Source organism: Paracoccus actinidiae (assembly GCF_030863885.1).
Taxonomy (GTDB): domain Bacteria; phylum Pseudomonadota; class Alphaproteobacteria; order Rhodobacterales; family Rhodobacteraceae; genus Paracoccus; species Paracoccus everestensis.
On sequence record NZ_CP132956.1, the window covers coordinates 3332752 to 3356572 of the forward strand.

The window sequence follows — 23821 nt, forward strand, 5'->3', positions numbered from 1 at the left end:
TTACCTGGCAACCAGAAGCGATCCGGCGATCGTCTTTTGGGCTATCTCTTGCTGCCCCAGACGGCAGAATGTCTCGGGTTGGCCATTCACCACCCCATTGGCGACCATGTAACGGTCAGCCTGTGCGTAGATGCGGCGGCGTTCGTCGCGGCTGTCAAGAAAGGCGTCGATCTGGGCGTCGCTATAGCCCTGGTCCTTCGCATAGCGTTTCAGCTTGCGCGCCTCGCCAAAGGCCTTGATGATTCGCGCATCCAGATCGGGGCACCCCCGGCGCAGCAGGTCAGCCACGCGCGCTTGCACGAGGCTGTTGTTGATATGGGTGTTCTGCGACAGCGGCGGCAAGGCAGAGGCAGGCGCAGCCAGCATCGCGGCGCCCAAAAGCACCGCAAACGCCCTGCCCAGAACAGCCCTATGTGCCGTCAGACGCATCATTCCGCAGCCATTGCCCCCATGCGGCCGGTGCGCTTGGCCTTGATCCGGTCCTCGATCTCCTCGCGGAAATTGCGGATCAGGCCCTGGATCGGCCAGGCGGCGGCATCGCCAAGCGCGCAGATGGTGTGGCCCTCGACCTGCTTGGTCACGTCCAGCAGCATGTCGATTTCCTCGACTTCGGCATCGCCGCGCACAAGCCGTTCCATGACGCGCATCATCCAGCCGGTGCCTTCGCGGCAGGGCGTGCATTGCCCGCAGCTTTCATGCTTAAAGAACTTGGACAGCCGCCAGATCGCCTTAATGATGTCGGTTTGCTGGTCCATCACGATCATGCAGGCGGTGCCGAAGGACGACCGCAATTCGCGCATCCCGTCATAGTCCATGATGGCGTTTTCGCACTGTTCCGCCGTCAGTACCGGACAGGAGGCGCCGCCCGGGATCACCGCCTTGAGGTTCTTCCAGCCGCCGCGCACGCCCCCGCCATGCTTTTCGATCAGTTCCTTCATGGGGATCGACATCGCTTCCTCGACCACGCAGGGCGTGTTGAGGTGGCCGGTCAGGCCGAACAGCTTGACGCCCGCGTTGTTCGGGCGGCCAAAGCCCGCGAACCATTCCGGCCCCCGCCGCAGCACCGTCGGGACCACCGCGATGGATTCGACGTTGTTCACCGTGGTCGGGCAGCCATACAGCCCCGCGCCCGCCGGGAAGGGCGGCTTCATGCGGGGCATCCCCTTCTTGCCTTCCAGGCTTTCCAGCAGCGCCGTTTCCTCGCCGCAGATGTAGGCACCGGCGCCGTGATGCAGATACAGGTCGAAATCCCAGCCGGACCCGGCGGCATTGGCGCCCAGCAGGCCCGCGTCATAGCATTCGTCGATGGCTGCTTGCAGCGACTCTTTCTCGCGGATGAACTCGCCCCGGATATAGATGTATGCCGAATGCGCGCCCATGGCGAAGCTGGCGATCAGCGCCCCTTCGATCAGCGTGTGCGGATCGTGGCGCATGATCTCGCGGTCCTTGCAGGTCGCGGGTTCGGATTCGTCGGCGTTGATCACCAGATAGGACGGGCGCCCGTCGGATTCCTTGGGCATGAAGGACCATTTCAGGCCCGTCGGAAAGCCCGCGCCGCCGCGCCCGCGCAGCCCGGATGCCTTGACCTGTTCCACGATCTTGTCGCGGCCGCGGCCGAGGATCTCGGCCGTGCCGTCCCAATGGCCGCGCTTTTTCGCGCCTGCAAGGCTGCGGTCACCCATCCCGTAGATGTTGGTGAAAATGCGATCCTGATCTTTCAGCATCCTGCTCTCAATCCTCTCATCCGGGCGTCAGGCATTCCTGCGCCGCCAGATACGCCAGGTCACGATCAGCGACCAGACAAAAGCACCAATGGCGGCCAGATCCGCCAGAAACGCCCATTCCCCGGCCCAGCCGTAATAACTGCCAAGCGCCTGAACCAGCAGCCACAGGCACATGGCGCCCGCGATCACCAGGGCCGCCAGACGCATCTGGCGCGCATCGCGATCCTGTCCGGTTCCGCGCATCTGCCTGGCCCCTTGTCTATCGGTTCGCCGTCTCGTCCTTTTGCTCCGCTTGCTCGATGGTGCGGATGCCGGCGGGGTTGCGATCCGAAACGGGGCGCGCGGCCGATGCCGCCTGCGCTTCCTGCTCGGTCACCCCGGTTGCATCTGTGGGCACCCCTTCCGAGGGTCGCGGTTCGTTTTCGGGCGCCGTATCGACGCCGGTCCGGTCATCCGATGCGGCCGGCGGATTGCGCAACCACTTGGCGAGGATCGGTACCTCGGTGCCGTCGATGCGCTTGACAGTTTCGCCGATATCGCGGGCAAGCGCCGCGCTTGCGTTGAGATCGTCGCCCTGCCCCATCAGATCAGCCAAGGCAACCGGCCCGCCCAGAGGCTCGGAGGAGAACCGGCCGTTCTGCGGACCCGGCAGCGGCACCTCGCCTGCGGAAAAGGCGTCGATCAAGGCCTCCAGCCGCTCAGGGGTCAGATCCTCGTAATAATCCTTGCCGATCTGGGCCATGGGAGCGTTGGAGCAGGCCCCCAGGCATTCAACTTCTTCCCAGCTGAACTTGCCATCGGCAGACAGGGTGTGCGGGGTGGGCGCGATCTTGCGCTTGCAGACCGCAATCAGATCCTCGGCCCCGCAGATCATGCAGGTGGTGGTGCCGCAAATCTGAATGTTCGCAACAGAACCAACAGGTTGCAACTGGAACATAAAGTAGAATGTCGCCACTTCGAGCGCACGGATATAGGCCATGTCCAGAAGTTTGGCGCAATATTCGATGGCCGGGCGCGACAGCCAGCCTTCCTGTTCCTGGGCGCGCCACAGCAGCGGAATGATCGCGGATTGCTGGCGGCTTTCGGGGTATTTGGTGATCTGGGCATAGGCCCATTCCAAATTGCCGGGCGTGAATGCGAAGCTGTCCGGCTGGACGGGCGAAAGACGGCGAAGCATCAGCGGTCAACCTCTCCGAAGACGACGTCAATGGTGGCGATCAGGGCAGGCACGTCGGCCAGCAAATGTCCCCTGGCCAGATAGTCGATGGCCTGCAGATGCTGAAAGCCGGGGGCCTTCAGCTTGGCGCGATAGGGTTTGTTGGTCCCGTCGCTGACCAGATAGACGCCGAATTCGCCCTTGGGCGCCTCGACCGCGGCATATACCTCGCCCGCCGGGACGCGGAAGCCTTCGGTATAGAGCTTGAAGTGGTGGATCAGGCTTTCCATGTCGCGCTTCATCTCGCCCCGCCGCGGCGGGGTCAGCTTGCCACGTGCCAGCACGTCGCCCGCGGGTTCGGCCCGCAGCTTCTGGACGGCCTGTTTCATGATATGGGTCGATTCGCGCATTTCCTGCATTCTCAGCAGGAAGCGGTCATAGCTGTCGCCGTTGCGTCCGATCGGAATCTTGAAGTCGAATTCGTCATAACACTCATAGGGCTGCGAGCGCCGCAAATCCCAGGCCAGGCCCGAGCCGCGCGCCATCACCCCGGTAAAGCCCCAGTCCAGCGCATCCTGTTCGGTGGCGATGCCGATGCCGACCAGACGCTGCTTGAAGATGCGGTTTTCAGTCAGCAGCGTGTCCAGATCGTCCACGACCTTGGGGAAGGTCTCGCACCAGGCCTCGATATCGTCCAGCAGGCTGGGCGGCAGATCCTGATGCACCCCGCCAGGGCGGAAATAGTTGGCGTGCAGCCGCGATCCGCTGGCGCGCTCATAGAAGATCATCAACTGCTCGCGCGCCTCGAACCCCCACAAGGGCGGAGTCAGCGCGCCCACGTCCATGGCCCCGGTGGTCAGGCCCAGCAGGTGGTTGAGGATGCGGCCGATCTCGCAATACAGCACCCGGATCAGGCTGGCGCGACGCGGCACGACGGTGCCCGTCAGCCGTTCGATCGCCAGGCACCAAGCGTGTTCCTGGTTCATCGGGGACACATAGTCCAGCCGGTCGAAATACGGCAGGTTTTGCAGGTAAGTCCTGCTTTCCATCAGCTTTTCGGTGCCGCGATGCAGCAGGCCGATATGGGGGTCGGCGCGCTCGACAACCTCGCCATCCAGTTCCAGCACCATCCGCAGTACGCCATGCGCCGCCGGGTGCTGGGGACCGAAGTTGATGTTGAAGTTGCGGATCTTCTGTTCGCCGACCAGCATATCGGACGAGCCGTCGTCATAGCTGTTGGTGCGGATATCGCCGTCCATTAGCCTTGCCCCTTGGTCTTTTCGTCGCCCGGCAGCACATATTGCGTGCCCTCCCAGGGCGAGAGGAAGTCGAACTGCCGATATTCCTGCGTCAGCCGCACGGGTTCATAGATCACCCGCTTTTCGGATTCGTCATAGCGAAGCTCGACATAGCCGGTGGTCGGGAAATCCTTGCGCAGGGGAAAGCCGCTGAAGCCGTAATCGGTCAGGATGCGGCGCAGGTCCGGGTGCCCCGAGAACAGGATCCCGAACATATCGAAGACCTCGCGCTCGAACCAATTGGCGCAAGGGTAGATCCGCACCAGGGACGGCACGATCTCGTCTTCCCGGATCGCCACCTTCACCCGGATGCGGTGGTTCTGGTACATCGACAGCAGATGCCAGACCACGTCGAACCGCTGCGCGCGTTCGGGGTAATCAACGGCGGTCATGTCCACCAGGGTGGAAAAGCGGCAGCTGTTGTCGCTGCGCAGAAACTCGATCAGATCCACAAGGCCGGACAGGCTTGCAGTGACCGTCAGCTCACCAAAGGCAACGTGGGTTTCAAGGATCTCGTCCCCGCGCCGCAGCTTGATGTGTTCGGCAAGCTGGTCCAACGCGTCGATATCAGGGTAAACGGGCATCGTATCACCTCACCAGCGTGCCGGTGCGCCGGATGCGGCGCTGAAGTTGCAGGATGCCGTACAGCAGCGCCTCGGCCGTGGGGGGGCAGCCGGGGACATAGATGTCCACAGGCAGGATCCGGTCCACGCCCCGAAGCACCGAGTAGCTGTAATGGTAATATCCGCCGCCGTTGGCGCAGCTTCCCATGCTGATGACATAGCGCGGCTCGGGCATCTGGTCATAAACCTTGCGCACCGCCGGGGCCATCTTGTTCGTCACGGTGCCCGCGACGATCATCAGGTCGGACTGGCGGGGCGATGCCCGGGGCGCCGTGCCAAAGCGTTCGATGTCGTAACGCGGCATGGACGCCTGCATCATTTCCACCGCACAGCAGGCCAGGCCGAAGGTCATCCAGTGCAGCGAGCCGTTGCGCGCCCAGTTGATGATGTCCTCGGTCGTGGTCAGCAGGAAGCCCTTGTCCTGCAATTCGCGATTAAGGGTAGCGGTCGCAACCTCGCGGTCGGGACCAGCCGTATTCGCTCCGGTCATCACGCCCATTCAAGCGCACCTTTCTTCCATTCATAGGCAAAGCCCACGGTCAGAACGCCCAGGAACACCATCATTGACCAGAAGGCCACCTCTGACAGGCCCGCAAAGCTGACCGCCCAGGGAAACAGAAAGGCCACTTCGAGGTCGAAGATGATGAACAGGATCGACACAAGATAGAATCGCACGTCGAATTTCATCCGCGCGTCGTCAAAGGCGTTGAAGCCGCATTCATAGGCGCTGACCTTTTCGGGATCGGGATTGCGCACGGCGACAACCACCGCGGCCAGGATCAGGATCAGGGCCAAGGCCGAGGCCATTGCGGCAAAGACGAGGATTGGCAGGTAATCCTGAAGCAGGGTTTCCACGGGCAAGTTCCCTTGTCGGCCGCGGAAAGGCGTTGGCTGCCCGCGACGGGTTAGCTGTGCGCCCGTTTAGACCCGCGGGCCAGCGGGGTCAACGGGCGCGCGGTTCCCGCCGTGTCGGATTAGGCGGGTCCAGAACCGTTGTTGCAATTGCAACGGCCAAAGAAAACGACGCATCCCCTTGCAAGGGCCACGAGCCTTGGCTGTCACAGGCATCATATGCCAACCCGCCTTGCGCAATTCAAGGCATTCCATCCCTGCGACAGGCTGACGCAGACACCGATCACGGCAAAGAAAAAGGCAGCCCCCAAAGGCTGCCTTTCACCGTCAGATGCAGGTCTGCTTCACATCCCGGCAGCTTGGCAGTCGGCCAGGGTGATGACCTCCATGTTGATGGTACCAGAGAACTGGTCCGCATCCTGGTTGCCTTCCACGCCAGTCGTGCCGCTGGCGGGACCGGCGGTTGATGCAATGGCGTTCGGGTTGGGCGCGTCGTCGTCCTGGTTGCCTTCGTTGCCGGTGGTCGGCTGCGCGCCATCCATGGTTCCAGCGTCCGCGTCAGGCCCCCCCGTGCTTGACACCGAGTCGTTGTCGGCATTGCCCGAATTGCCCGCGTCGCCGCCGGCGGCGGTCGCGCCTGCAGCCTGGTCATCCGACCCCATCGCCAAGGTCCGGCAGTGTTCGGCCACGGCAGCCATGTCCGCCTCGGTCACCTGTTGCGTGCCGACCATGTTCTGGGCAAAGGCGGCAGGGCCAAAGCCAAGAACGGCAGCCAGGGCGATCGGGGCAGTAAGGGTCTTGATCTTCATCGCAATCCTCCATCGGATGTGTTTAGGCATTGAATTCCCGAACCAACACGCGGATCGCCCGCTTGTTCCATGACGCGCGAACACAAGAATGTCGGTCATGGAACGGGCTGCCCTTGCGGGTCTGAAGGTGCATGGCCCCTATGCGTTGCGCTTGCCGCGCGAAGCCGCTATTTCTTGGGGAACCGCGACCGGAAAGGACATGGCCTTGCGCGATCTTCGGATTCCCGACCAGCGACACCCGGAAAAGGCCCACCGGCCCGATCAGGCGCAGCCCAAGAAACCCGCCTGGATCCGCGTCAAGGCTCCGACTTCGGACGGCTACAAGCGCACCCGCGACATCATGAAGGACAACCGCCTGTCCACCGTCTGCGAGGAAGCGGGCTGCCCTAACGTGGGGGAATGCTGGTCCCAGGGTCACGCTACCATGATGATCATGGGGGAAATCTGCACCCGCGGCTGCACCTTCTGCAACGTCGCCACCGGCAAGCCCAACGCGCTTGACGTTTTCGAACCCGGCCGTGTGGCCCATGCTGTTCACAAGCTGGGGCTGAAGCACGTCGTGATCACCAGCGTGGACCGCGACGACCTGGACGACGGCGGGGCCGATCATTTCGCCCAGACGATCCGTGCCATCCGCCACCGCAGCCCCGATTCCACCATCGAGGTCCTGGTCCCCGATTTCCTGAAATCCAGGCCCGGATCGGTGGAAACCGTGGTCGAGGCGCGGCCCGATGTCTTCAACCACAACCTTGAAACGGTCCCTGCCCTGTATCCGACCGTCCGGCCCGGCGCGCGCTATTTCCATTCGCTGAGGCTGCTGCAAAAGGTCAAGGAACTGGATCCGGCGATGTTCACCAAATCGGGAATCATGGTCGGCCTGGGCGAGGATCGGGGCAGCGTCCTGCAGGTCATGGACGATATGCGCGCCGCCGATATCGACTTCATGACCATCGGCCAATACCTGCAACCGACGCCCAAGCATCACCGCGTCGATCGCTTCGTCACGCCCGAAGAATTCGCGGGCTATGAAAAGGCCGCGTTCGGCAAAGGATTCCTGATGGTGTCGGCGACACCCTTGACCCGGTCGTCCTATCACGCGGGCGACGATTTCGCCCGGCTGCGTCAGGCGCGTCTGCAAAAGCTGGGCCGCGCCTGACCCCTCTTGCAAAAGCGCGCGTCCCGATTTAGTCGGAACGCGGAAGGCCCGAGTGACGGAATGGTAGACGTAGCGGATTCAAAATCCGCCGCCGCAAGGCATGTCGGTTCGAGTCCGACCTCGGGTACCAGCCTTTCCCTTATTGACTTGAAAGGGCCGCTTGACGCGGCCCGCTGTTCAGTCAGCGCGTTGCGCCTTTGTTGCGCAGTCGGGCGTTCCTGGCCCACATGTTCAGGCCCTCGACTGTCGCGGAAAAGGCCATGGCGGCGTAGATATAGCCCTTCGGAACATGGACCCCGAACCCTTCTGCGATCAGCGTCGTGCCGATCAGCAGAAGGAAGGACAGCGCCAGCATCACGATGGTCGGGTTCTTGCCAATGAAGTTCGCCAGGGGATTGGCCGCCAGCAGCATCACGGTCACAGCGGTGACAACGGCGACGACCATGATTTCGACATGGGGCGTCATACCCACGGCGGTGATGATGCTATCGATGGAAAACACCAGGTCCAGAATCAGGATCTGCACGATGGCGCTGCCGAAGCCGATGGCTGCCGTTCCGATCATCGTATCCTCTTGATCGACGGGATCCACGTGGTGATGGATTTCCTTTGTGGCCTTCCAGACGAGGAACAGGCCGCCCACGACCAGGATGATGTCCTTCCAGGAAAACTCGTTCCCCAGGATCGTGACCACCGGCCGCGTCAGCTGCACGATCCATGCGATCGTCGCAAGCAGGCCAAGGCGCATGATCAGTGCCAGGCCGATGCCGATCTTGCGGGCGCGTTCGCGCTGACCTTCGGGCAGCTTGTTCGACAGGATCGAGATGAACAGCAGGTTGTCGATGCCCAGCACGATTTCCATCACCATAAGGGTGGCAAGCGCAATCCAGGCCTCGGGTTGCTGCATAAGGGCGATGATGTCCTGCATGGGAAATTCCTGATGTGAGGGAGATGGTTAGCAAAGTCGCAAAAGCTGTTCTAGTTCCGCGATTGCTGCCTTGCAGCGTTGCCTTTGCCGCGCTGCAGCGATAGCTGTCAAGGCATGGGGGGACAACAAAGGGGCACGGGATCGATCCTTGTGCCCAGATCACAGGAATCAAGATGAAAGCCGGAGACAAGCTGCCCTTCGTGACCTTCCGCACCCGTGTGCGTGACGAATCCCTGGGCGGGCCCAACCCCTTTCGCTGGCAGGACGTGACTACGGCGGATTACTTTGCCGGCAAGCGCGTCGTGCTGTTTTCGCTGCCGGGGGCGTTTACGCCGACCTGTTCGACCTATCAGTTGCCGGGCTTCGAAAAGGCCTTCGGGCGGATGCGCGACCTGGGCATCGACGCGATCTATTGCCTGTCGGTCAATGACAGCTTTGTCATGAACCAGTGGGCCAAGGCGCAAGACCTACGGAACGTGACGGTGATCCCCGACGGGTCGGGCGAGTTTACCGAAAAGGTCGGGATGCTGGTGCGCAAGGACAACCTGGGCTTTGGCGCGCGGAGCTGGCGTTACGCGGCCGTCGTCACCGACGGCGTTGTTGAGGCCTGGTTCGAGGAACCGGGCCGCTGCGACAACTGCGCCGAGGATCCCTATGGCGCCACCGCGCCCGAATCGGTTCTGGACTGGTTGCAGACCGCACGCGTGGCCGAGGCTGTCTGATCCCCCCGCATTGCCGCATTGGCCGTCCCGTTGGGGCGGCCTTTTTCGTTCAGGCCTTCATGACGGACTGGCCCGCGGTTCTCAGCAGGTCGCCCAGGTCGTCGAACCATCCCCCTGCCGGGGTCGTGGCGCGACGCAACAGCAGCACATCGCGGGCCGGTTGCGGATCGGGAAAGGATACGACGGCCAAGCCAAGGGCTGCCGCGCATTCCTGGCGGGCGGCAAGCTGCGGCAGGAATGTCAGCCCCATGCCCTGCGCCGCCAGCCGGCACAGGGTTGCGAGGGAAGCCGCACCCAGATCCAGCCGGGCGCTGCGACGGTTCAGGCCGCACACCTCCAGGGCCTGATCGCCAAGGCAATGGCCTTCGTCCAGCAGCAGCAACTGGCCCGGGTCCAAGTCACGGGGTTCCGGGCGCAGCGCACCTATGCGGGCAATGCGATCCTGGCTTCCCGCCAGCAGGAACGGATCGGTGAACAGCGGCAGGGCGACCAGATCAGGCGTGTCGGGCGGGGTCGCCACGACTGCCACGTCCAGCCGCCCCCGGCACAGCTCATCGACAAGCCGGTCGGTCGGCGCCTCGCGCAGATGCAGGTCGCGGCCAATGTCGCGGGCCCGCAAAAGCGGCAAGGCCTCGGGCAGAAGATAGGGGGCGATGGTGGGAATCATTCCCAGCATCAGCCGCCCGCCCTGCCCCGGCTGGCGCATCGCCTGCTTTAGCCCCGCCATTGCTCCCATGACCTGCCGCGCATAGCTTTCCAGCGCGCGCCCTTGCGGGGTCAGCACCACGCCTGACGGCGTGCGTTCGACCAACAGGCTGCCCACCTGCTCCTCCAGCGTGCGGATCTGCATCGAGAGGGCTGGCTGGGTCACGTGCATTGCATCGGCCGCACGGGTGAAATGCCCCTGCCGGGCAAGCGACAGGAAATATCGCAGTTGCCGCAAGGTGATGTTCATCAGGAAACCTTATTCATAGGATCGGATTATCCAATTTCTCATTATTCCGACCGTGTGCAAGGAACAAGCAAGCCAAGCAAGGAGCCGGACCATGAGCCAGGATACCACCCGCAACCCTCGGATGACGACAACGGCAGGCGCACCGATGGCGTCGAACCAGAACACCGAGACCGCAGGCGACCGCGGCCCGGTGCTGATGCAGGATTACCAGTTGCTGGAAAAACTGGCGCATCAGAACCGCGAGCGGATCCCGGAGCGCGTGGTCCATGCCAAGGGCTGGGGCGCCTTTGGCACCTTCACCGTCACGCAGGACATCAGCCGATACAGCTGTGCCTCGATCTTTGGCGCGGTTGGCAAGACAACCCCGATGCTGGCACGCTTTTCGACCGTCGCAGGGGAAATGGGCGCGGCCGACCATGAACGCGACGTGCGCGGCTTTGCATTGAAATTCTACACCGACGAGGGCAACTGGGATCTGGTGGGTAACAACACGCCCGTCTTCTTCGTGCGCGATCCGCTGAAATTCCCCGACTTCATCCATACGCAAAAGCGTCATCCCCGCACCAACCTGCGCAGCGCCACGGCCATGTGGGATTTCTGGGGCCAGGTCCCCGAATCGCTGCATCAGGTGACGATCCTGATGTCCGATCGCGGATTGCCGCAGGATCCGACCTTCATGGACGGCTTCGGCAGCCACACCTATTCCTTCTGGAACAAGGACGGGGAACGCTTCTGGGTCAAGTTCCACTTCAAGACCCAGCAGGGCCACCGCCATTACACCAACGGCGAGGCCGCCGAGATCATCGGCCATACCCGCGAAGGCTATCAAGAGGCGCTGTTCGGCAAGATCGAGCGTGGCGAGTTCCCCCGCTGGACCATGTATGTCCAGATCATGCCCGAGCTTGAGGCCGAAAAGACCCCCTATGATCCCTTCGATCTGACCAAGGTCTGGCCGCATGGGGATTACCCGCTGATCGAGGTCGGCCAGTTCGAACTGAACCGCAACGCCGACAACTATTTCGCGCAGATCGAGCAGGCGGCCTTCAGCCCCTCGAACAAGGTGCGCGGCATCGGCTATAGCCCTGACAAGATGCTGCAGGCGCGCGTCTTCAGCTATGCCGACGCGCATCGTTACCGCCTGGGCACGCATTACGAACACCTGCCGGTGAACGCGCCGAAATGCCCGGTCCATCACTACCACAAGGACGGGCAGATGAACTTCTTCGGCCAGGTCACGGGCAGCGGGGACGCCTATTACGAGCCCAACAGCCGTGGCGGCGCAACCGAGGATCCGTCCTTTGCCGAACCCCCCCTGCGCCTGCAAGGCGTGGCCGCGCGCCAGCCGCACCGCCAGCTGATCGACGATTACGAACAGCCCCGCGCGCTGCACGACCGGGTGCTGAACGATGACGAACGGGCGCGGCTTTACAGGAACCTTGCCGCCGCCATGGAGGGCGCGGACGAAGACGTGCTGGAACGGGTGCTCGTTCATTTCGAGCGGATCAGCCCCGCTTATGCGGCAGGAATTCGCGCCGCGCGTGCGGAAAAGGCAGCGCATCGCCACGCCGCCGAATGATCCCTTTGGATGCGTTTCGTTAACCAGTGACCTGCTATGGAAAGGGGCGCCGAAAGGCGCCCCTTTTTCGTTATCCGATCAGACGCGATCCGCTGCCATAGGTTTCCTGATAATGCCGTTCCAGTCGCATCAGTGCCAGACGCAGCACGATCTTGCCCGACCGCGCCGACCATCCCAGGCGGCGTTCGGTCAGTTCGATCCCCTCCAGGAAACAGCAGACGCGCAGGACGATGTCGCCCATGCCGGGGCCAAGGTCGCGCAGCGCCAAGGCAACCCGGTCGCGCGCCGATTCCGATCCGCCGCGATACCCCCCGCCATTGTGGCTGAAATCGATGCCCGATGTCATGAAGCCGGTCCAGTTCTGCGTGACGCGCGGCCCAAGCTGGGCCAGTTCGAAATCCTCGCGCAGGCGTTCGCCCGCCGTCACCATGCCGTTGGACAGAAAGGGCTTGCCGGCCCCGTCGCGCCGCCGCGCCAGCAGCAGCAGGGGACTTTCGGCAATATTGACGCGGGTGCGGCGGCGGCGGCCATCCTCGGGGTCTTCGATGACGCGCTTTTCCCAGACCCGATGGCGGTCGGCATGATCGAAACCGGCAGGCGCCTCGGCCATGCCGGGGGCGTTGTCATTGGCCACCCCCTGCATCACGGGGCTGGCTTCGCTGAAATCGGCGGGACCGGGGACCGCCTTGCGCTGCCGGGGGGATCGCAGCATCCCGCGCAATGCGTCACGCCCTGCAGGGGCAATGGCGTAACGCTGGACCCGGCCCGGCGCGGCGGACGGCACGACCCAGCCCTTCAAGGCCATGACCTCGGCGATCCAGCGGTCAAGGACGGCGGTCCTGATGTCGTCGCGGCTGATGATGGCCTTGTCCATGCTGTCCGCCGTGACAAGAACGGCACCCGGTTCGGCCAGGCGACGCAGGATGCGCAGCACCTGGCGGTCGTCCAGCTGTCGGGGGCGGTCCGCGCCGTCAGTCAGGGCGCCGTCGACCAGGGGATCGTCGCGCCGTGCCTCGAACCGGCGGATGCGGCGCAGGATGGTGAATGCGTGGCATCCCTCGGACCGCGCAAGGGCACGGATCGACTGGCCTTCCTCGACATGGCGCAGGTACAGGCGCGCATCGTCGGGCAGATCGGCCGCAGGCTTGCTTATGGCTCCGGTCAGCGAACGGTGCTCCGCGGAAAGGCTGTCGATGGCGAAATCACCGGTCAAAAGCTTCATGTCGTTTCCCTTGTCATCCTCGGCAGCAGCGGGGGAACTAACCGGAACAATTCATGAAGCCGTCGTTTCACAGCGGGTAGGCACGGCTTCGTCCATTCTGGTTTGAATCGCACAACGGACTTTGACGCCCGGTTTTTTGTCCCTGGCGCTGATGTGAGTAGTGGAGCGATAAGTGCCCACTGTGTGTCGGTCAAGGTCGTGCGGATCAAGGTTGCCTCCCATTTGGCAGCCTTGAATCAGCCAGCGATCAGTTTGGAAATCCTCAAACGTCAACACGCCCTAGCTGCTTGGGTAAGGGAAGGCCCCCTGCGGATCAGTCCGCAGGGGGCTTGCACAGACAAAGGGTGGTGGTGCCGGAAGTCCTTTTTGTGGAAGCTGCGCCGACTGCTGCCGCGCCGGCATAGCCTCAAGCCTCGGCCTTCTCGTGCTGCAACCGGGCAAGCTCGTCCTTGATCTCGAGCTTCTCCTTCTTGATGGCCGCAATTTCGGCAGTGGTGACCGAGGGACGCTTCAGAAGCTCCACAAGCTGATCCTCGAGCATCGCATGACGCGCGTTCAGCGCCTCAATCCGGCCGGTGATGTTGCCCATGTCGTGACCTCCATTTGTCAGTTCCTCTCTAGACGTAGGCACCACCCATGCCATCGTCCAGGCCACCAATCCGGTTGCGAGATATTCGCTTGGGAAGAATGCCCGAACTTGCCGCGCCAGGGGAGTTGGTCTGCCGCACCTGATACGAAACCCTCGGGAGGACGGCTTCTGTCGTGGCCCCAGCGTCCAGGAAGCGACCATACGGTACGTCCACAGGTTTTCGGATAACGATGTCAGCAAGGTTCGTTAGATAACGCCGTGGTGGGCGGCATGACGCTCATTGCCACCATCGATCCTGGGACAATGTCTTGAAGAGGCGACTTTAGGCCGCCTCCTTGATCCTCATACTACGTGTCTGCAGGCCGAGGCTGGCGCGCGCGTATCCATGTTCCTGCCGCGGTTCAGGTGATCGTCGATTTCTGCCGCAGCGCCGATCATCCGTCCGAACAGGAAGATGGTGAAGGCCGCCGTTTCCAGATTGGCGTCGGTCATCCTGCCGGCCTGATAGTCCTTCCACAAGACGGCAAGCAGCAGTGCCGCGATGATGGCGTCGACATTGACGCAGAAGACATAGCGGCTGGCGCCGACCTCATACAGTTGCCGGACTAGCTCGCGATAGAAGTGATGGAAGATGTTGTATTCGCCCGGTTCTTCCGTGAACTGTGCGATGAACCGTTCGCGCGGGTCGAAGTTTTCCGGCTTGCCCTTGAACACTGGGTGGTGGACCCCGGGCAGGGCACGGACCTCGGTTCCCAGTTCCCTGGCGCGGGCCTTGTCCTGCTGGTAGGTCAGCGCAAAGTCACGCGCCATGGCTGTCACGTCCAGCCCATGGTTCGGATCGGTCGGATCGGTCAGCCCCTTGTCGCGGAACTGGTCCAGCAGGAAGGCCATGCCCTCGAACTCGTTGCCGCCGTGGCTGTAGCCCGAATGGGTCAGAAAGCCCACCATGGCCTTGTTGATCTGGACGCGTCCGGGCGTCTGCGGACCATCGGCGGATACAGCGCCTTTGGCCCCTTGGGCCGTGATCGAACCCGGACCGTTCGAGATCAGCAGGCCGATGAGGATCTGGACGTAAAGTGCCTCCGTCGGGCCGGGCTTCTTGCCCGTCATCGCCAGGCAGCAGATGTCCGCCATCGTCCAGCGGGAAAAGCGTTCCTCGCGCGGGATGCCCCACAGGCTGCCGGACTGGTGATGCTTGCCGGGAATGGCCGCGCCGACCATGACGCCGTAAAGCCGCATATGCCAGGGCAGCGTCTCGGCCGTCAGGCGGCTGATGCGCTTGCGCACCAGCGGTCCCCAGGCAATGGTCGTGGTGATCGCGGCAAGAATCGCATCGCGCGACAGCCTTTGCCCGAAGCCCAGAAGAAAGCGCAGGAACACCGATTTGCCGCCGCGTGCCTCAATCGCGGCCAGCATGGCCTCGGGGCGGGGATCGTCCGCCTCATCAGGCGCCGCAAGAAACAGGGCCTTTGTCGCGTCATCGATCATTATCGTCGACAGATCGAAGGCTTCATCCCGTCCGTCGCGCAGGCCGGACCCTGCAAACAGCGCGATCAGGCTGCGGGCGCAGGTCAGCGCGCGTTCGACCCGGCGCGGCCCCGTGATGGCGGCGGCGACCGACATCACGGTGTTGGGCGAGTTTCCGGCATCGCGCGCTGCATCGGCGGCAAGCAGGATCGGATTCCCGACCAGATTGACTTCTGCCGCGACGGCCACGTCCAGCAGGGCGCGGTCGTGCGCATCGGCGATTTCGTGAACCAGCGGCAGCGCGAACATGGCCTCCAAGGGTTGCAGCGCCAGGTCCAGGACGCGATGACCATGCACGCTGGTCACCTGCGTCTTGGGATCCATCACCGAGGCACCTGAGGTGTCCTTCATCGACTGCCGCGCGATGACCGCCCCGATCTGTTCGGACAGGGCGGCGATCTGGGTGCCATAGGGTGCCGGTGCGATGACGGTTGGCTGCGCAAGATCGGGCGGCAGATCCAGGCCCTGGTCGTTCGCGATCCATGGCTTCAACGACAGCGAACCGCGCGGCTGGAAATCCGGCGCGACATCATTCAGCGCCATCACCGCGGAAAGCGCGGACGGGATATCGGAGATATTGGTGACCAAGGCCCCTTTTGCAGAGACGTGAGGGGTTTCCAAGGTATAGATCCCCTCGACGCCGAAGGCCTCCATGAACCAGCGTTCCTTGTCCTCCGCGCTGTCTCCCGACCCCGCCATGGCACCGGCATGGCCCACAGCGCGGGTCAACTTGGCCTTCCAGCGACCAACGACACAGGCCACCACGGGCTTTTGCCAGTCGATGTCCTTCTCGTAATAGCCACCCGGTTCGACATACAACACACCCGCCTTGCTGCGGTCGTCCTTGGCGAGAGCCAGGGCGAAGTCGCGCGCTGCATACTGGATATAGACGCCCTTGCCCGACGAAATCAGCGTCGTCGTGCCCCATCCTGCCGTGGTGAGATATTGGGCAATGGTGGTGGTGAAGCCGCCGGAGTTGGAGAAGACCGCGACCGAGCCCTTGATCAGCGATTCATCGGGGTGATCGCCGCCAAGCGCCCCCCCGATGCGGACGCGGTTCCAGCTGTCCGCCACGCCCAGGCAGTTGCCGCCGATGATGTCGATGCCATTGACCTGGGCCATGGCGCGGATCTCGCGCGCATCATGCACGGCGATCTTTTCGGTGATGATGACGATCTTGCGCAGGTCGGGATTGACGCGGATCAGTTCCGCAACTCCATCGCGCACGCCCGAGGGCGGCAGATAAACCACGCCGGTGTTGAATCTGTGACCCGCCCGGATCCCCTCCAGAACGGTGTTGAACACCGGAATATCGCCCGCAGGCGTCTTCAGCAACTGACCCGAACGGCCCGGCGAGGTGCCGAAGGCCACGTTACCATTGGAAAAGGCATGGCTGACCGGGGTCACGGTGCGGCTTTCGCCGCCCAGGATGTTCAGGACGCAGACCCGATCCTACGGCGAGGCGATGGTGTCGAGCCGGTCCACGCCCAGGAAATAGGGCAAACCAGAAATTGCTTGCTGTCGCATGGCGCTCTCCCTCAGGCCGCAATATTCAAGGAACGGGCGATCTCGTCGCGCCCGCCGGCGCGCATCCAGTCGTCGATGCGCTTGGCATAGGTCACGACCTCGGAGATCGCGCTGTCGAAGCCGAAAAAGCGATAAGGCACGCCCAGGCTGTCCAGCGTATCGGCCAGATTGCCCATACCACGCACGAGGTTGGGACCGCCGCGACCCACGACAACATAAAGCGGCACCGGTCCATGCTTGGCGAAATGTTCGCGCAACGCGTCGCCCATGCCCCGAAAGGTTTCCAGGATGTCGGTGTTGTTTGATTTGCCACCGATGATGAACAGGACATTCGTCTGCGCCAGAAAGTGGCGATAGCAGATCGCAGCCACCGACTTCATCTTCTCGTAGGGCGGATTGCCGCCGAAATCCGATGAGATGATCGCGGCTTCCCCCAGCACCTCGGTCACCAGGCTGTTCGCACCGCCGCCAAAGGTCGGCGCCAGGATCGTGCCCGCTTCGTTGATGACAAACACGTCCGACTGACCCTGGTGGGTCCGCAACTGGTTCACCTCTTGCTCGAAGGTCGAGATGTCGGCGGCAAACAGGTGTTGCGGCAAACCCTGCCGGCCGACGCGCGGATCGTCACGGGCGAAGCCGCACTTGAAGTCGCAGGCCACCGGCGTCAGCCGCCCGTCCTTGCCCGGCCTCATGCGGATCGGGTTCAGTTCCAGCGCGGTCATGCCGTAATGATGCATCAGTTCCCACAGCTTGGGCAGATGCTGGACAAGCGGCGATATGACCTCTTTCGGGGCGCCGATGTCGGTCAGCGCATTGGCCACCACAAAGGCCTTCAGCCCGGTCAGCGCGTCAAAGGGGACCGAGGCGATCTCGGTCTTGTCCAGGTCCTCGATATCGACGCCGCCGCGGTGGGTGATGGTCATTGTGGGGGCCCGATAGCGGGTGTCGTCCGTGATCGAGAAGTAAATCTCGTGTTCGGCAGGAATACCGGCCTCGAAGGTGACGCCGTTGGCCTTGGCAGTGGCATTGCCGTGGCGATGCTGGGCGAAATACAGCCGTTCCTTCTCCGCAAGGGCGGTGCGCAGATCGCGCGCCTTGCCGATCAGCCCCGCCTTGCCCTTCTTGCCGACGCCGCCGCGAAAGACCGGTTTGATGAACAGCAGCCCGTGACGGTCGATCATCGCCTGGATCTGGTCTTCGGACGCATCGGGTCCAAGCACGTCGGTCGCGGGAAAGCCGACATGGGCCAGCAGCCGCGCACCCGTGAGCATTCAGGTCACCTCCGTCAGGGGTTCCTCCTGTGGGTTGAAATGTTGGGGAAAGCGATAAGAAGAAGCGCGGCCCGAAGGCCGCGTTTCAGGGATCAGTCCTCGACGAAGATCTCGTCGCGTGATCTTCTGATCGAGGGTAGCACGGCAATGGTCAGCGCCACGGCACCAACCAGCAGAAGGCCCAGCGACAAGGGCGAGGTCACAAAGGTGGTCATGCTGCCGTCCGAGATGATCAGCGCCTGACGCAGCTTTTCTTCCAGCAGGCGTCCCAGCACGAAGCCAAGCGCCAGGGGTGCCGCCTCGAACTGCAGCTTGTAGAGCGCGAAGCCCAGCAGCCCCAGAACGCCCGCCATCATCACCTGCGCCGGATCGTTCGAGATCGAGAAGAGGCCGATGCAGCAGAAGGCCACGATCGCCGGGAACAGCAGCCGATAAGGCACCTTCAGCAGCTTCACCCAGACACCAATCAACGGCAGGTTGATGATGACCAGCATCAGGTTGCCGATCCACATCGAGGCGACCAGGCCCCAGAACAGGTCCGGATTGTTCTCGATCACTTGCGGGCCTGGAACGATGCCCTGGATCATCATGGCGCCGACCATCAGCGCCATGACCGCATTGGGCGGCAAGCCAAGCGTCAGCAGGGGGATAAAGCTGGTCTGCGCGCCGGCATTGTTGGCCGATTCCGGGCCGGCGACGGCTTGGGGCACGCCCGTGCCGAAATCCTGCGGCCGATCCGAGAGGCGTTTTTCAAGGGCGTAGCTGGCGAAGGGTGCCAGAATTGCCCCGTTCCCCGGCAGCACGCCCAGGATAGAACCAAGCCCGGTGCCCCGCAGGATCGCGCCCAGGTTCTGACGCAGTTCCGTCAGGGTGGGCAACAGACGGCCAATCTTGCCGCGCATCACGTCGCGCTTTTCCGGATCGGCAAGGTTCTTGAAGATCTCGCCAAAGCCGAAGACACCCATGGCCAGCACCACGAACTCGATGCCGTCCGTCAGCATATAAAGGCCGAAGGTCATCCGCTCGCGGCCCGTCTCCATGTCGGCACCGACGCAGGAAAGCAGAACCCCTGCGACAATCATCGCCAGAGCCTTGACCAACGAGCCATGAGCCAGCACGACCGCCAGCACCAAACCCATGATCATCAGCGAAAAGTATTCGGCAGGCCCGAACAGCAGGCCCAGCTTGGTCATCGGGGTCGCCAGGGCCGCGATGACGATCGTGGCAAAGGTGCCGGCGATGAAGGAGCCGATGGCGGCCAGTCCCAAGGCCAGTCCCCCCTGGCCCTTCTTGGCCATTTCGTGCCCGTCGATGGCGGTGACGACCGCCGTGGCCTCTCCGGGAATATTGACCAGGATCGCCGTGGTCGAACCCCCATATTGGGCGCCATAGTAGATGCCGGCCAGCATGATCAGCGCACCCGTCGGGTCCAGCGACAGCGTCACCGGCAGCAGGATCGAGATCGTCGCCACCGGCCCGACGCCCGGGAGAACGCCCACCAGCGTGCCGATCAGGCAGCCGAGAAAGCAGAAGAAGACGTTCTGCAGGGTCAGGGCGACCGACAGGCCAAGGCCCAGATGTTCAATCGTTTCGATCATGTCAGTATCCGATCAGCCAGGGCGCAACGGGCAGCGAAAGCCCAAGCGCGAAGCGGAACAAGCCAATGCAAATGACCGTCAGGACCGCCGTGAAGATCAGCAGTTCGCCGAACCGCACGTCCTTGGCGGCCGCCCCGGCGAAGATGATCGCCAGTGGTGTGGCGACCGACATGCCCAGCACCGGCACGGAAAAGGCACCGAAGTCATAGCCCCGGATCGTGAGCGCGAACAGGAACACCCCGACCAGCACCGGCAGCATGTCGCGAACAGGCCAGGTGCCGGTTGATTCCGGCACCTCCTTCCAAGTCACGGCGATCTGCACCACACCCAGCAGGGTGATGATGATCGCGAGGGCGCGGGGCAGCAGGCCCGACCCGACGCCGCCTTCGGTCATGAACGGCAGGTCGGAGCCGGCCCACAGCGCCAGAAGGCCGAACACCACGAGGCTGAGACCGGCCAGCCTTTCGCGGCCAAGCCAGGAATTGGATGGCGGGACAGGTGAGCGTGGCGGATGTCCGGGAACATCGACCGTGATCACCTCCTCGGGAACCTCGTGGCTCATGGCTCATTCCACCTTAATATTGGCGGCTTTGACCACGTCGCCCCAGCGGGTGCGCTCGGCCGCCATGAAGTCGGCAAAGTCTTGACCGACCACGTTCGACGGAACGCCGCCGTCCTTTTGCAGGCTTTCGACAAAGGCCGGATCGGCCAGTGCCTCGGCCGTGCCTTCCGCCAGCTTGGCGCGAACGTCCTCGGGCAGGCCCTTCGGACCCAGCAATCCATACCAGGCAGACGCGCTGTATTCCGGCAGCCCGGATTCAGCCACGGTGGGCACGTCCGGCAGGGCCGCAAAGCGGTCCTTGCCGGTCACGGCAAGTGCCGTCAGCGTGCCGTCCTGGATCAGGCCGATCACCGATGGAACGGTCGTCACCATGAAATCAATGTGTCCGCCGACCAGGTCGTTCACGGCAGGGCCCGCCCCCTTGTAGGGAACATGCTTGAGATCGATGCCTGCCGTCTGGCCCATCAGCAACGTGGCGACATGGCTTGCCGAGGCATTGCCCGCCGAGCCATAGACCAGCTGTTGGGATTTCGCCTTGTCGAGAAACTCGGCCATGGTCTTGACCGGCAAACGGGGGCCGACCACCACGACCAGTTGCGCGTCGGCGATCATGGCAATCGGATCCAGCGCCTCGGCCGGGTCATGGCGCAGATTGAAGATATGCGGGTTGACGACCATCGGACCCTGGTTGCCGATCAGCAGGGTATAGCCGTCCGGGTCGGCCTTGGCGACGACCTCGGTGCCGATATTGGCTGCCGCACCGGGGCGGTTTTCAACGATGACGCGCCCACCCAGAGCCGCTTCAAGGCGCGCGGCAAAGATGCGGGCGATGGCATCGGTCCCGCCGCCTGCGGCATAGGACACGACAAGGGTGACCGGCTTGGACGGATAATCCTGCGCCATGGCCGGCATCGCCGACAGAGCCAGGGTTGCCGCAGTAACGCCAAGCACGAAGCGGCGAGTAAAGGTGAGCATCTGGTATTCCTCCCTTGGGTAAATCGGTCCGCAGGCGCATCCTCCACGCCGCGGGATGGTCAGTTCTTGCGCCGGACCAAGGCCGCACCCTCGAAAAGGCGGCGGCAGGTGCGGGTCACAAAGACGACAGGCTGGCCGCCTGCCTCTTCATCCAGTTCCACCCGAACGTCCATGCGGCCAGTCGGGTGTTCGAATGTCAGGTCCGCCGGAAACCGCAGCTCGGGAAGCGCGGCGCCGACAATGCTGTCGGGCAGCGTGGCAGCGATCGCCACGGAGACCGCCCCGGTCGTGGCCAAGGATGAATGGCAGGCATGCGGCGTGAAGTAGCGCACGGAAAGGCTGCCGCCATTGAGGGGGGCGCCGATGAGCACGGGCTTGGGCAGGACCGACGCACGAACATCGCCAAGGCCCATGCGCCGCCCGGCTTCGATCCGCAGGTTCTCAAGCTGAGCCAGGAAACCGGCATTCCCATCAAGCTCCAGCACGCTTTCCGAACCGGTAAGGCCAAAGGTTTCCGCCCGGACAATCACCACAGGCGTGGCCCCGTCGATCAGCGACACAGGAATGCCGTTGATGATTTCCTGGGGCGTTCCTGAAGGCAGCATTTGTCCGGTCTTCGCGCCGACTGCTTCCAGAAACGCCAGATAAACAGGGGCGGCAGTTCCCGGAACGCCATCAATGGCCGCATCGCCATGATAGCGCAACTCGCCCCCGGGCGTCTGAATGCGCGCCTCGATGATCTTTCCGGTGTTGACGTTATGAACCTTGACGCGCGTTTCTTCGCGTCCCGCCGCGACCAGCCCCTGCTCGATGGCGAAGGCACCCACGGCCGACAGCATATTGCCGCAGTTCGGCCCGGTATCCACGATGCGTTCCACGACATTCACTTGGGCAAACAGATAGTCGACATCGGCACCTTCGCGCGAGGACGGCCCGACAATCGCCACTTTTGAACTGAGCGAGTTGCCGCCGCCGATCCCGTCGATCTGCAGGGGATGTCCTGATCCCATGATCTCGATCAGCAACGCATCGCGAAGTTCGGGATCGCTGGGCAGGTCGCTCCGCAGGAAAAATGGCCCCTTCGAGGTGCCGCCGCGCATCATGACGCAAGGAATGCGGATCTGATCGTCCACGATGATTCTCCTCTGCGGCAAGTCCTGCCGCCTTCGAAAACCGGAATGCGCCAAACAGACTGTGTTGTGAATTGCAAAGAATTTCATTATTGTTGCACAATGCGGAACAATTTCGAATTCTTGGATCTTCGCGCTTTTCTCGCGGTGTTGGAGTTTTCCTCCTTCAACGAGGCAGCCAGGCACTTGAACCTGTCCACGCCTGCGCTCTCACGCCGCATCAAGGCATTCGAGGAAGCGGTGGGCGCGCAGCTTATCGAACGCACGACAAGACGCGTCGCGCCCACTCAGATCGGGCGCGAACTGATGCCTCTGGTCAGGCGCCTGGTCGACGAGTTCGAAGAATCGATCCTGTCGATTTCTGACCTTGGGGGCCGGCATCGCGCCCAGGTGACACTGGCCTCCTTGCCGACGGCGGCGTTCTATTTTCTGCCGCGCGTGATCGAGACCTTCAACACGCGCTTTCCAGGCATCCGGTTCAGAATCATGGACTTGTCGGCAAACGAGGGGCTGGATGCCGTTGCAAACGGAGAGGTCGAGTTTGGCATCAACATCATCGGCGCGCTACGGGACGACCTGAAATTCACCCCCCTGATGGAGGATCCATTCGTCCTCGCCTGTCGTCGCGATCATCCCCTGGCGGCAACGTCTTCATTGCCGTGGTCGGCCCTTCAAGGACATCCGCTGATCGGCGTATCGAACAAGTCAGGCAACAGGGCCGTCCTGGACCGCGCATTGGCAATGGCAGATCAGCAGCTTGACTTGAACTGGTTCTACGAAGTGAATCATCTTTCCACGTCGCTGGGCCTGGTTGAAGCTGGCTTGGGTGTTTCCGTGCTTCCCCAACTGGCCACACCGCAACGAGAACATCCGCTGATCGCAACCGTCAGGCTTATCGACCCTGTTGTCACACGCTCTATCGGCATCGTCGAACGGCGGGGCGCGCGGCTTTCGCCCTCGGCACTCCGTTTCCGCGAAATGCTGGTTAATGAATGGCATGGGTCGCACCAGGGATAGCCCCTGGTTTGCGGACCTCAAAAACTTTGCACTTTCGCTGCGGAACGCACGCTTCTTGACCTTTTGCCTGTTTGCATAGCTACAAAACAGAAACTGAGCATTCGCGATAAGTGTCGTTCCATCCGAAAATGCGTCATTGAGGGGGGTATTGAACTATGTGGCGCGCCAGCACCTCCTTGTCTTATTCAGGGGCTGGCTCCTGAGGGTATCCAGGAGCCACTGCCCGGCACGCCATTTATGGCGGGCAGTGGCGGCGGTTGGATCGTCATCTGCTGGGTCAGCAAGGACCGTTTCGGAGTTTGATCAACCGCCGTCTTCACCAGGGGCCTGAACGGATACGCGTGTTTGCGTCACCCATGACAAGCATAGGACATGGCGAAGTTGACTGAACATACCCTTGGCATCGACATCTCGAAAACCCACCTCGACGTCTTCCGGCTGGAAGACCAGGCGGCGCGGCGGTTCGAGAACGCGCCCCGGGGCTTCCGGGCCTTGATCCGCTGGCTCGGCCAGACGCCGGTCGCCCGCATCGTCTTCGAACCGACAGGACCCTAAACCGACTTGACCAAGACGGATACTCCATAAGCGCTGATCTCAGACAGGC

At 62.9% G+C, this 23821-nt stretch carries 24 protein-coding genes and 1 tRNA gene; 6 read left to right on the plus strand and 19 right to left on the minus strand.

Translation table 11 applies throughout. The annotated features are described in order from the left end of the window. The 9 genes from Q5701_RS16620 to Q5701_RS16660 form a co-directional block, all read right to left on the minus strand. The gene (locus Q5701_RS16620; protein WP_234855436.1) at positions 1–432 is read right to left on the minus strand and encodes a DUF5333 domain-containing protein; all 432 of its coding nucleotides are present in this window, start codon (positions 430–432) and stop codon (positions 1–3) included. Then, complete coding sequence (nuoF, locus tag Q5701_RS16625) at positions 429–1724, minus strand: NADH-quinone oxidoreductase subunit NuoF (RefSeq protein ID WP_234855435.1); 1296 nt, start codon at positions 1722–1724, stop codon at positions 429–431. Before nuoF ends, Q5701_RS16620 begins: the two co-directional genes overlap by 4 nt. Before the next feature lie 27 nt (positions 1725–1751). Continuing rightward, on the minus strand, positions 1752–1967 hold the full coding sequence (locus tag Q5701_RS16630; RefSeq protein WP_306752107.1) for a DUF5337 domain-containing protein: 216 nt from the start codon (positions 1965–1967) through the stop codon (positions 1752–1754). A 16-nt stretch (positions 1968–1983) separates the two neighbouring features. Further along, on the minus strand, positions 1984–2901 hold the full coding sequence (nuoE, locus tag Q5701_RS16635; protein WP_306752108.1) for an NADH-quinone oxidoreductase subunit NuoE: 918 nt from the start codon (positions 2899–2901) through the stop codon (positions 1984–1986). Next, positions 2901–4139, minus strand: coding sequence for an NADH-quinone oxidoreductase subunit D (locus Q5701_RS16640; protein ID WP_234855432.1), 1239 nt, complete (start codon positions 4137–4139; stop codon positions 2901–2903). Before Q5701_RS16640 ends, nuoE begins: the two co-directional genes overlap by 1 nt. Continuing rightward, the gene (locus Q5701_RS16645) at positions 4139–4762 is read right to left on the minus strand and encodes an NADH-quinone oxidoreductase subunit C (protein WP_306752109.1); all 624 of its coding nucleotides are present in this window, start codon (positions 4760–4762) and stop codon (positions 4139–4141) included. Before Q5701_RS16645 ends, Q5701_RS16640 begins: the two co-directional genes overlap by 1 nt. 4 nt (positions 4763–4766) lie before the next feature. Next, a complete protein-coding gene (locus tag Q5701_RS16650) occupies positions 4767–5300 on the minus strand; it encodes a NuoB/complex I 20 kDa subunit family protein (protein ID WP_234855430.1) in 534 nt (177 codons plus the stop codon). After that, the gene (locus Q5701_RS16655) at positions 5291–5656 is read right to left on the minus strand and encodes an NADH-quinone oxidoreductase subunit A (RefSeq protein ID WP_234855429.1); all 366 of its coding nucleotides are present in this window, start codon (positions 5654–5656) and stop codon (positions 5291–5293) included. Before Q5701_RS16655 ends, Q5701_RS16650 begins: the two co-directional genes overlap by 10 nt. Positions 5657–5997: 341 nt before the next feature. Continuing rightward, positions 5998–6462 carry a hypothetical protein gene (locus tag Q5701_RS16660; protein WP_306752110.1) on the minus strand — a complete coding sequence of 155 codons (465 nt, stop codon included), beginning with the start codon at positions 6460–6462 and terminating at the stop codon, positions 5998–6000. Between the two features lie 199 nt (positions 6463–6661). Here Q5701_RS16660 and lipA point away from each other — a divergent pair, with 199 nt between their 5' ends. Beyond that, complete coding sequence (gene lipA / locus Q5701_RS16665; RefSeq protein WP_306755434.1) at positions 6662–7618, plus strand: lipoyl synthase; 957 nt, start codon at positions 6662–6664, stop codon at positions 7616–7618. Positions 7619–7664: 46 nt separating this feature from the next. Continuing rightward, positions 7665–7748: transfer RNA gene (locus tag Q5701_RS16670), tRNA-Leu, on the plus strand. A gap of 51 nt (positions 7749–7799) precedes the next feature. Here Q5701_RS16670 and Q5701_RS16675 read toward each other — a convergent pair. Next, positions 7800–8546, minus strand: a complete 747-nt coding sequence (locus tag Q5701_RS16675; protein WP_306752111.1) for a TerC family protein — start codon at positions 8544–8546, stop codon at positions 7800–7802. Positions 8547–8719: 173 nt separating this feature from the next. Between Q5701_RS16675 and Q5701_RS16680 the strand changes: the two genes are divergently transcribed. Beyond that, positions 8720–9268: a peroxiredoxin gene (locus Q5701_RS16680; protein ID WP_306752112.1), complete on the plus strand. Its 549-nt coding sequence runs from the start codon at positions 8720–8722 to the stop codon at positions 9266–9268. 49 nt (positions 9269–9317) lie between these two features. Here Q5701_RS16680 and Q5701_RS16685 read toward each other — a convergent pair whose 3' ends face one another. Continuing rightward, positions 9318–10223, minus strand: a complete 906-nt coding sequence (locus Q5701_RS16685) for a hydrogen peroxide-inducible genes activator (protein WP_306752113.1) — start codon at positions 10221–10223, stop codon at positions 9318–9320. Between the two features lie 91 nt (positions 10224–10314). Here Q5701_RS16685 and Q5701_RS16690 point away from each other — a divergent pair, with 91 nt between their 5' ends. Beyond that, entirely contained in the window at positions 10315–11799 is a 1485-nt protein-coding gene (locus Q5701_RS16690; RefSeq protein WP_306752114.1) for a catalase, read from the plus strand. Positions 11800–11869: 70 nt separating this feature from the next. Here Q5701_RS16690 and Q5701_RS16695 read toward each other — a convergent pair whose 3' ends face one another. The 8 genes from Q5701_RS16695 to Q5701_RS16730 form a co-directional block, all read right to left on the minus strand. Beyond that, entirely contained in the window at positions 11870–13021 is a 1152-nt protein-coding gene (locus tag Q5701_RS16695; protein ID WP_306752115.1) for a DUF6456 domain-containing protein, read from the minus strand. A 406-nt stretch (positions 13022–13427) separates the two neighbouring features. Then, positions 13428–13610: a YdcH family protein gene (locus Q5701_RS16700; protein ID WP_306752116.1), complete on the minus strand. Its 183-nt coding sequence runs from the start codon at positions 13608–13610 to the stop codon at positions 13428–13430. A gap of 342 nt (positions 13611–13952) precedes the next feature. After that, positions 13953–16544 (minus strand): hypothetical protein, encoded by a 2592-nt coding sequence (locus tag Q5701_RS16705; protein ID WP_306752117.1) that lies wholly within the window; start codon positions 16542–16544, stop codon positions 13953–13955. 131 nt (positions 16545–16675) lie between these two features. Further along, positions 16676–17935, minus strand: coding sequence for an ATP-grasp domain-containing protein (locus Q5701_RS16710; protein WP_306752118.1), 1260 nt, complete (start codon positions 17933–17935; stop codon positions 16676–16678). A gap of 92 nt (positions 17936–18027) precedes the next feature. Beyond that, positions 18028–19533: a tripartite tricarboxylate transporter permease gene (locus tag Q5701_RS16715; protein ID WP_306752119.1), complete on the minus strand. Its 1506-nt coding sequence runs from the start codon at positions 19531–19533 to the stop codon at positions 18028–18030. Position 19534: 1 nt separating this feature from the next. Next, on the minus strand, positions 19535–20095 hold the full coding sequence (locus Q5701_RS16720; RefSeq protein ID WP_306752120.1) for a tripartite tricarboxylate transporter TctB family protein: 561 nt from the start codon (positions 20093–20095) through the stop codon (positions 19535–19537). A gap of 3 nt (positions 20096–20098) precedes the next feature. Next, entirely contained in the window at positions 20099–21070 is a 972-nt protein-coding gene (locus tag Q5701_RS16725) for a Bug family tripartite tricarboxylate transporter substrate binding protein (protein ID WP_306752121.1), read from the minus strand. Between the two features lie 59 nt (positions 21071–21129). Further along, positions 21130–22203 carry a 4-oxalomesaconate tautomerase gene (locus tag Q5701_RS16730; RefSeq protein ID WP_306752122.1) on the minus strand — a complete coding sequence of 358 codons (1074 nt, stop codon included), beginning with the start codon at positions 22201–22203 and terminating at the stop codon, positions 21130–21132. Positions 22204–22302: 99 nt separating this feature from the next. Here Q5701_RS16730 and Q5701_RS16735 point away from each other — a divergent pair, with 99 nt between their 5' ends. Beyond that, positions 22303–23217 carry a LysR family transcriptional regulator gene (locus Q5701_RS16735; protein WP_306752123.1) on the plus strand — a complete coding sequence of 305 codons (915 nt, stop codon included), beginning with the start codon at positions 22303–22305 and terminating at the stop codon, positions 23215–23217. Positions 23218–23589: 372 nt separating this feature from the next. Continuing rightward, positions 23590–23772 carry a hypothetical protein gene (locus tag Q5701_RS16740; RefSeq protein ID WP_306752124.1) on the plus strand — a complete coding sequence of 61 codons (183 nt, stop codon included), beginning with the start codon at positions 23590–23592 and terminating at the stop codon, positions 23770–23772. Positions 23773–23821: the final 49 nt, after the last annotated feature.

What these genes read in the sequence shown, in the direction of transcription:
- Q5701_RS16660 (WP_306752110.1), bottom strand. Translation starts at nt 6,462, where the DNA reads ATGAAGATCAAGACCCTTACTGCCCCGATCGCCCTGGCTGCCGTTCTT.
- Q5701_RS16695 (WP_306752115.1), bottom strand. Translation starts at nt 13,021, where the DNA reads ATGAAGCTTTTGACCGGTGATTTCGCCATCGACAGCCTTTCCGCGGAG.
- Q5701_RS16715 (WP_306752119.1), bottom strand. Translation starts at nt 19,533, where the DNA reads ATGATCGAAACGATTGAACATCTGGGCCTTGGCCTGTCGGTCGCCCTG.
- Q5701_RS16685 (WP_306752113.1), bottom strand. Translation starts at nt 10,223, where the DNA reads ATGAACATCACCTTGCGGCAACTGCGATATTTCCTGTCGCTTGCCCGG.
- Q5701_RS16680 (WP_306752112.1), top strand. Translation starts at nt 8,720, where the DNA reads ATGAAAGCCGGAGACAAGCTGCCCTTCGTGACCTTCCGCACCCGTGTG.
- nuoE (WP_306752108.1), bottom strand. Translation starts at nt 2,901, where the DNA reads ATGCTTCGCCGTCTTTCGCCCGTCCAGCCGGACAGCTTCGCATTCACG.
- Q5701_RS16675 (WP_306752111.1), bottom strand. Translation starts at nt 8,546, where the DNA reads ATGCAGGACATCATCGCCCTTATGCAGCAACCCGAGGCCTGGATTGCG.
- Q5701_RS16690 (WP_306752114.1), top strand. Translation starts at nt 10,315, where the DNA reads ATGAGCCAGGATACCACCCGCAACCCTCGGATGACGACAACGGCAGGC.
- Q5701_RS16735 (WP_306752123.1), top strand. Translation starts at nt 22,303, where the DNA reads ATGCGGAACAATTTCGAATTCTTGGATCTTCGCGCTTTTCTCGCGGTG.
- Q5701_RS16740 (WP_306752124.1), top strand. Translation starts at nt 23,590, where the DNA reads ATGGCGAAGTTGACTGAACATACCCTTGGCATCGACATCTCGAAAACC.
- Q5701_RS16630 (WP_306752107.1), bottom strand. Translation starts at nt 1,967, where the DNA reads ATGCGCGGAACCGGACAGGATCGCGATGCGCGCCAGATGCGTCTGGCG.
- Q5701_RS16720 (WP_306752120.1), bottom strand. Translation starts at nt 20,095, where the DNA reads ATGAGCCACGAGGTTCCCGAGGAGGTGATCACGGTCGATGTTCCCGGA.
- lipA (WP_306755434.1), top strand. Translation starts at nt 6,662, where the DNA reads ATGGCCTTGCGCGATCTTCGGATTCCCGACCAGCGACACCCGGAAAAG.
- Q5701_RS16710 (WP_306752118.1), bottom strand. Translation starts at nt 17,935, where the DNA reads ATGCTCACGGGTGCGCGGCTGCTGGCCCATGTCGGCTTTCCCGCGACC.
- Q5701_RS16620 (WP_234855436.1), bottom strand. Translation starts at nt 432, where the DNA reads ATGATGCGTCTGACGGCACATAGGGCTGTTCTGGGCAGGGCGTTTGCG.
- nuoF (WP_234855435.1), bottom strand. Translation starts at nt 1,724, where the DNA reads ATGCTGAAAGATCAGGATCGCATTTTCACCAACATCTACGGGATGGGT.
- Q5701_RS16725 (WP_306752121.1), bottom strand. Translation starts at nt 21,070, where the DNA reads ATGCTCACCTTTACTCGCCGCTTCGTGCTTGGCGTTACTGCGGCAACC.
- Q5701_RS16645 (WP_306752109.1), bottom strand. Translation starts at nt 4,762, where the DNA reads ATGCCCGTTTACCCTGATATCGACGCGTTGGACCAGCTTGCCGAACAC.
- Q5701_RS16650 (WP_234855430.1), bottom strand. Translation starts at nt 5,300, where the DNA reads ATGGGCGTGATGACCGGAGCGAATACGGCTGGTCCCGACCGCGAGGTT.
- Q5701_RS16700 (WP_306752116.1), bottom strand. Translation starts at nt 13,610, where the DNA reads ATGGGCAACATCACCGGCCGGATTGAGGCGCTGAACGCGCGTCATGCG.
- Q5701_RS16640 (WP_234855432.1), bottom strand. Translation starts at nt 4,139, where the DNA reads ATGGACGGCGATATCCGCACCAACAGCTATGACGACGGCTCGTCCGAT.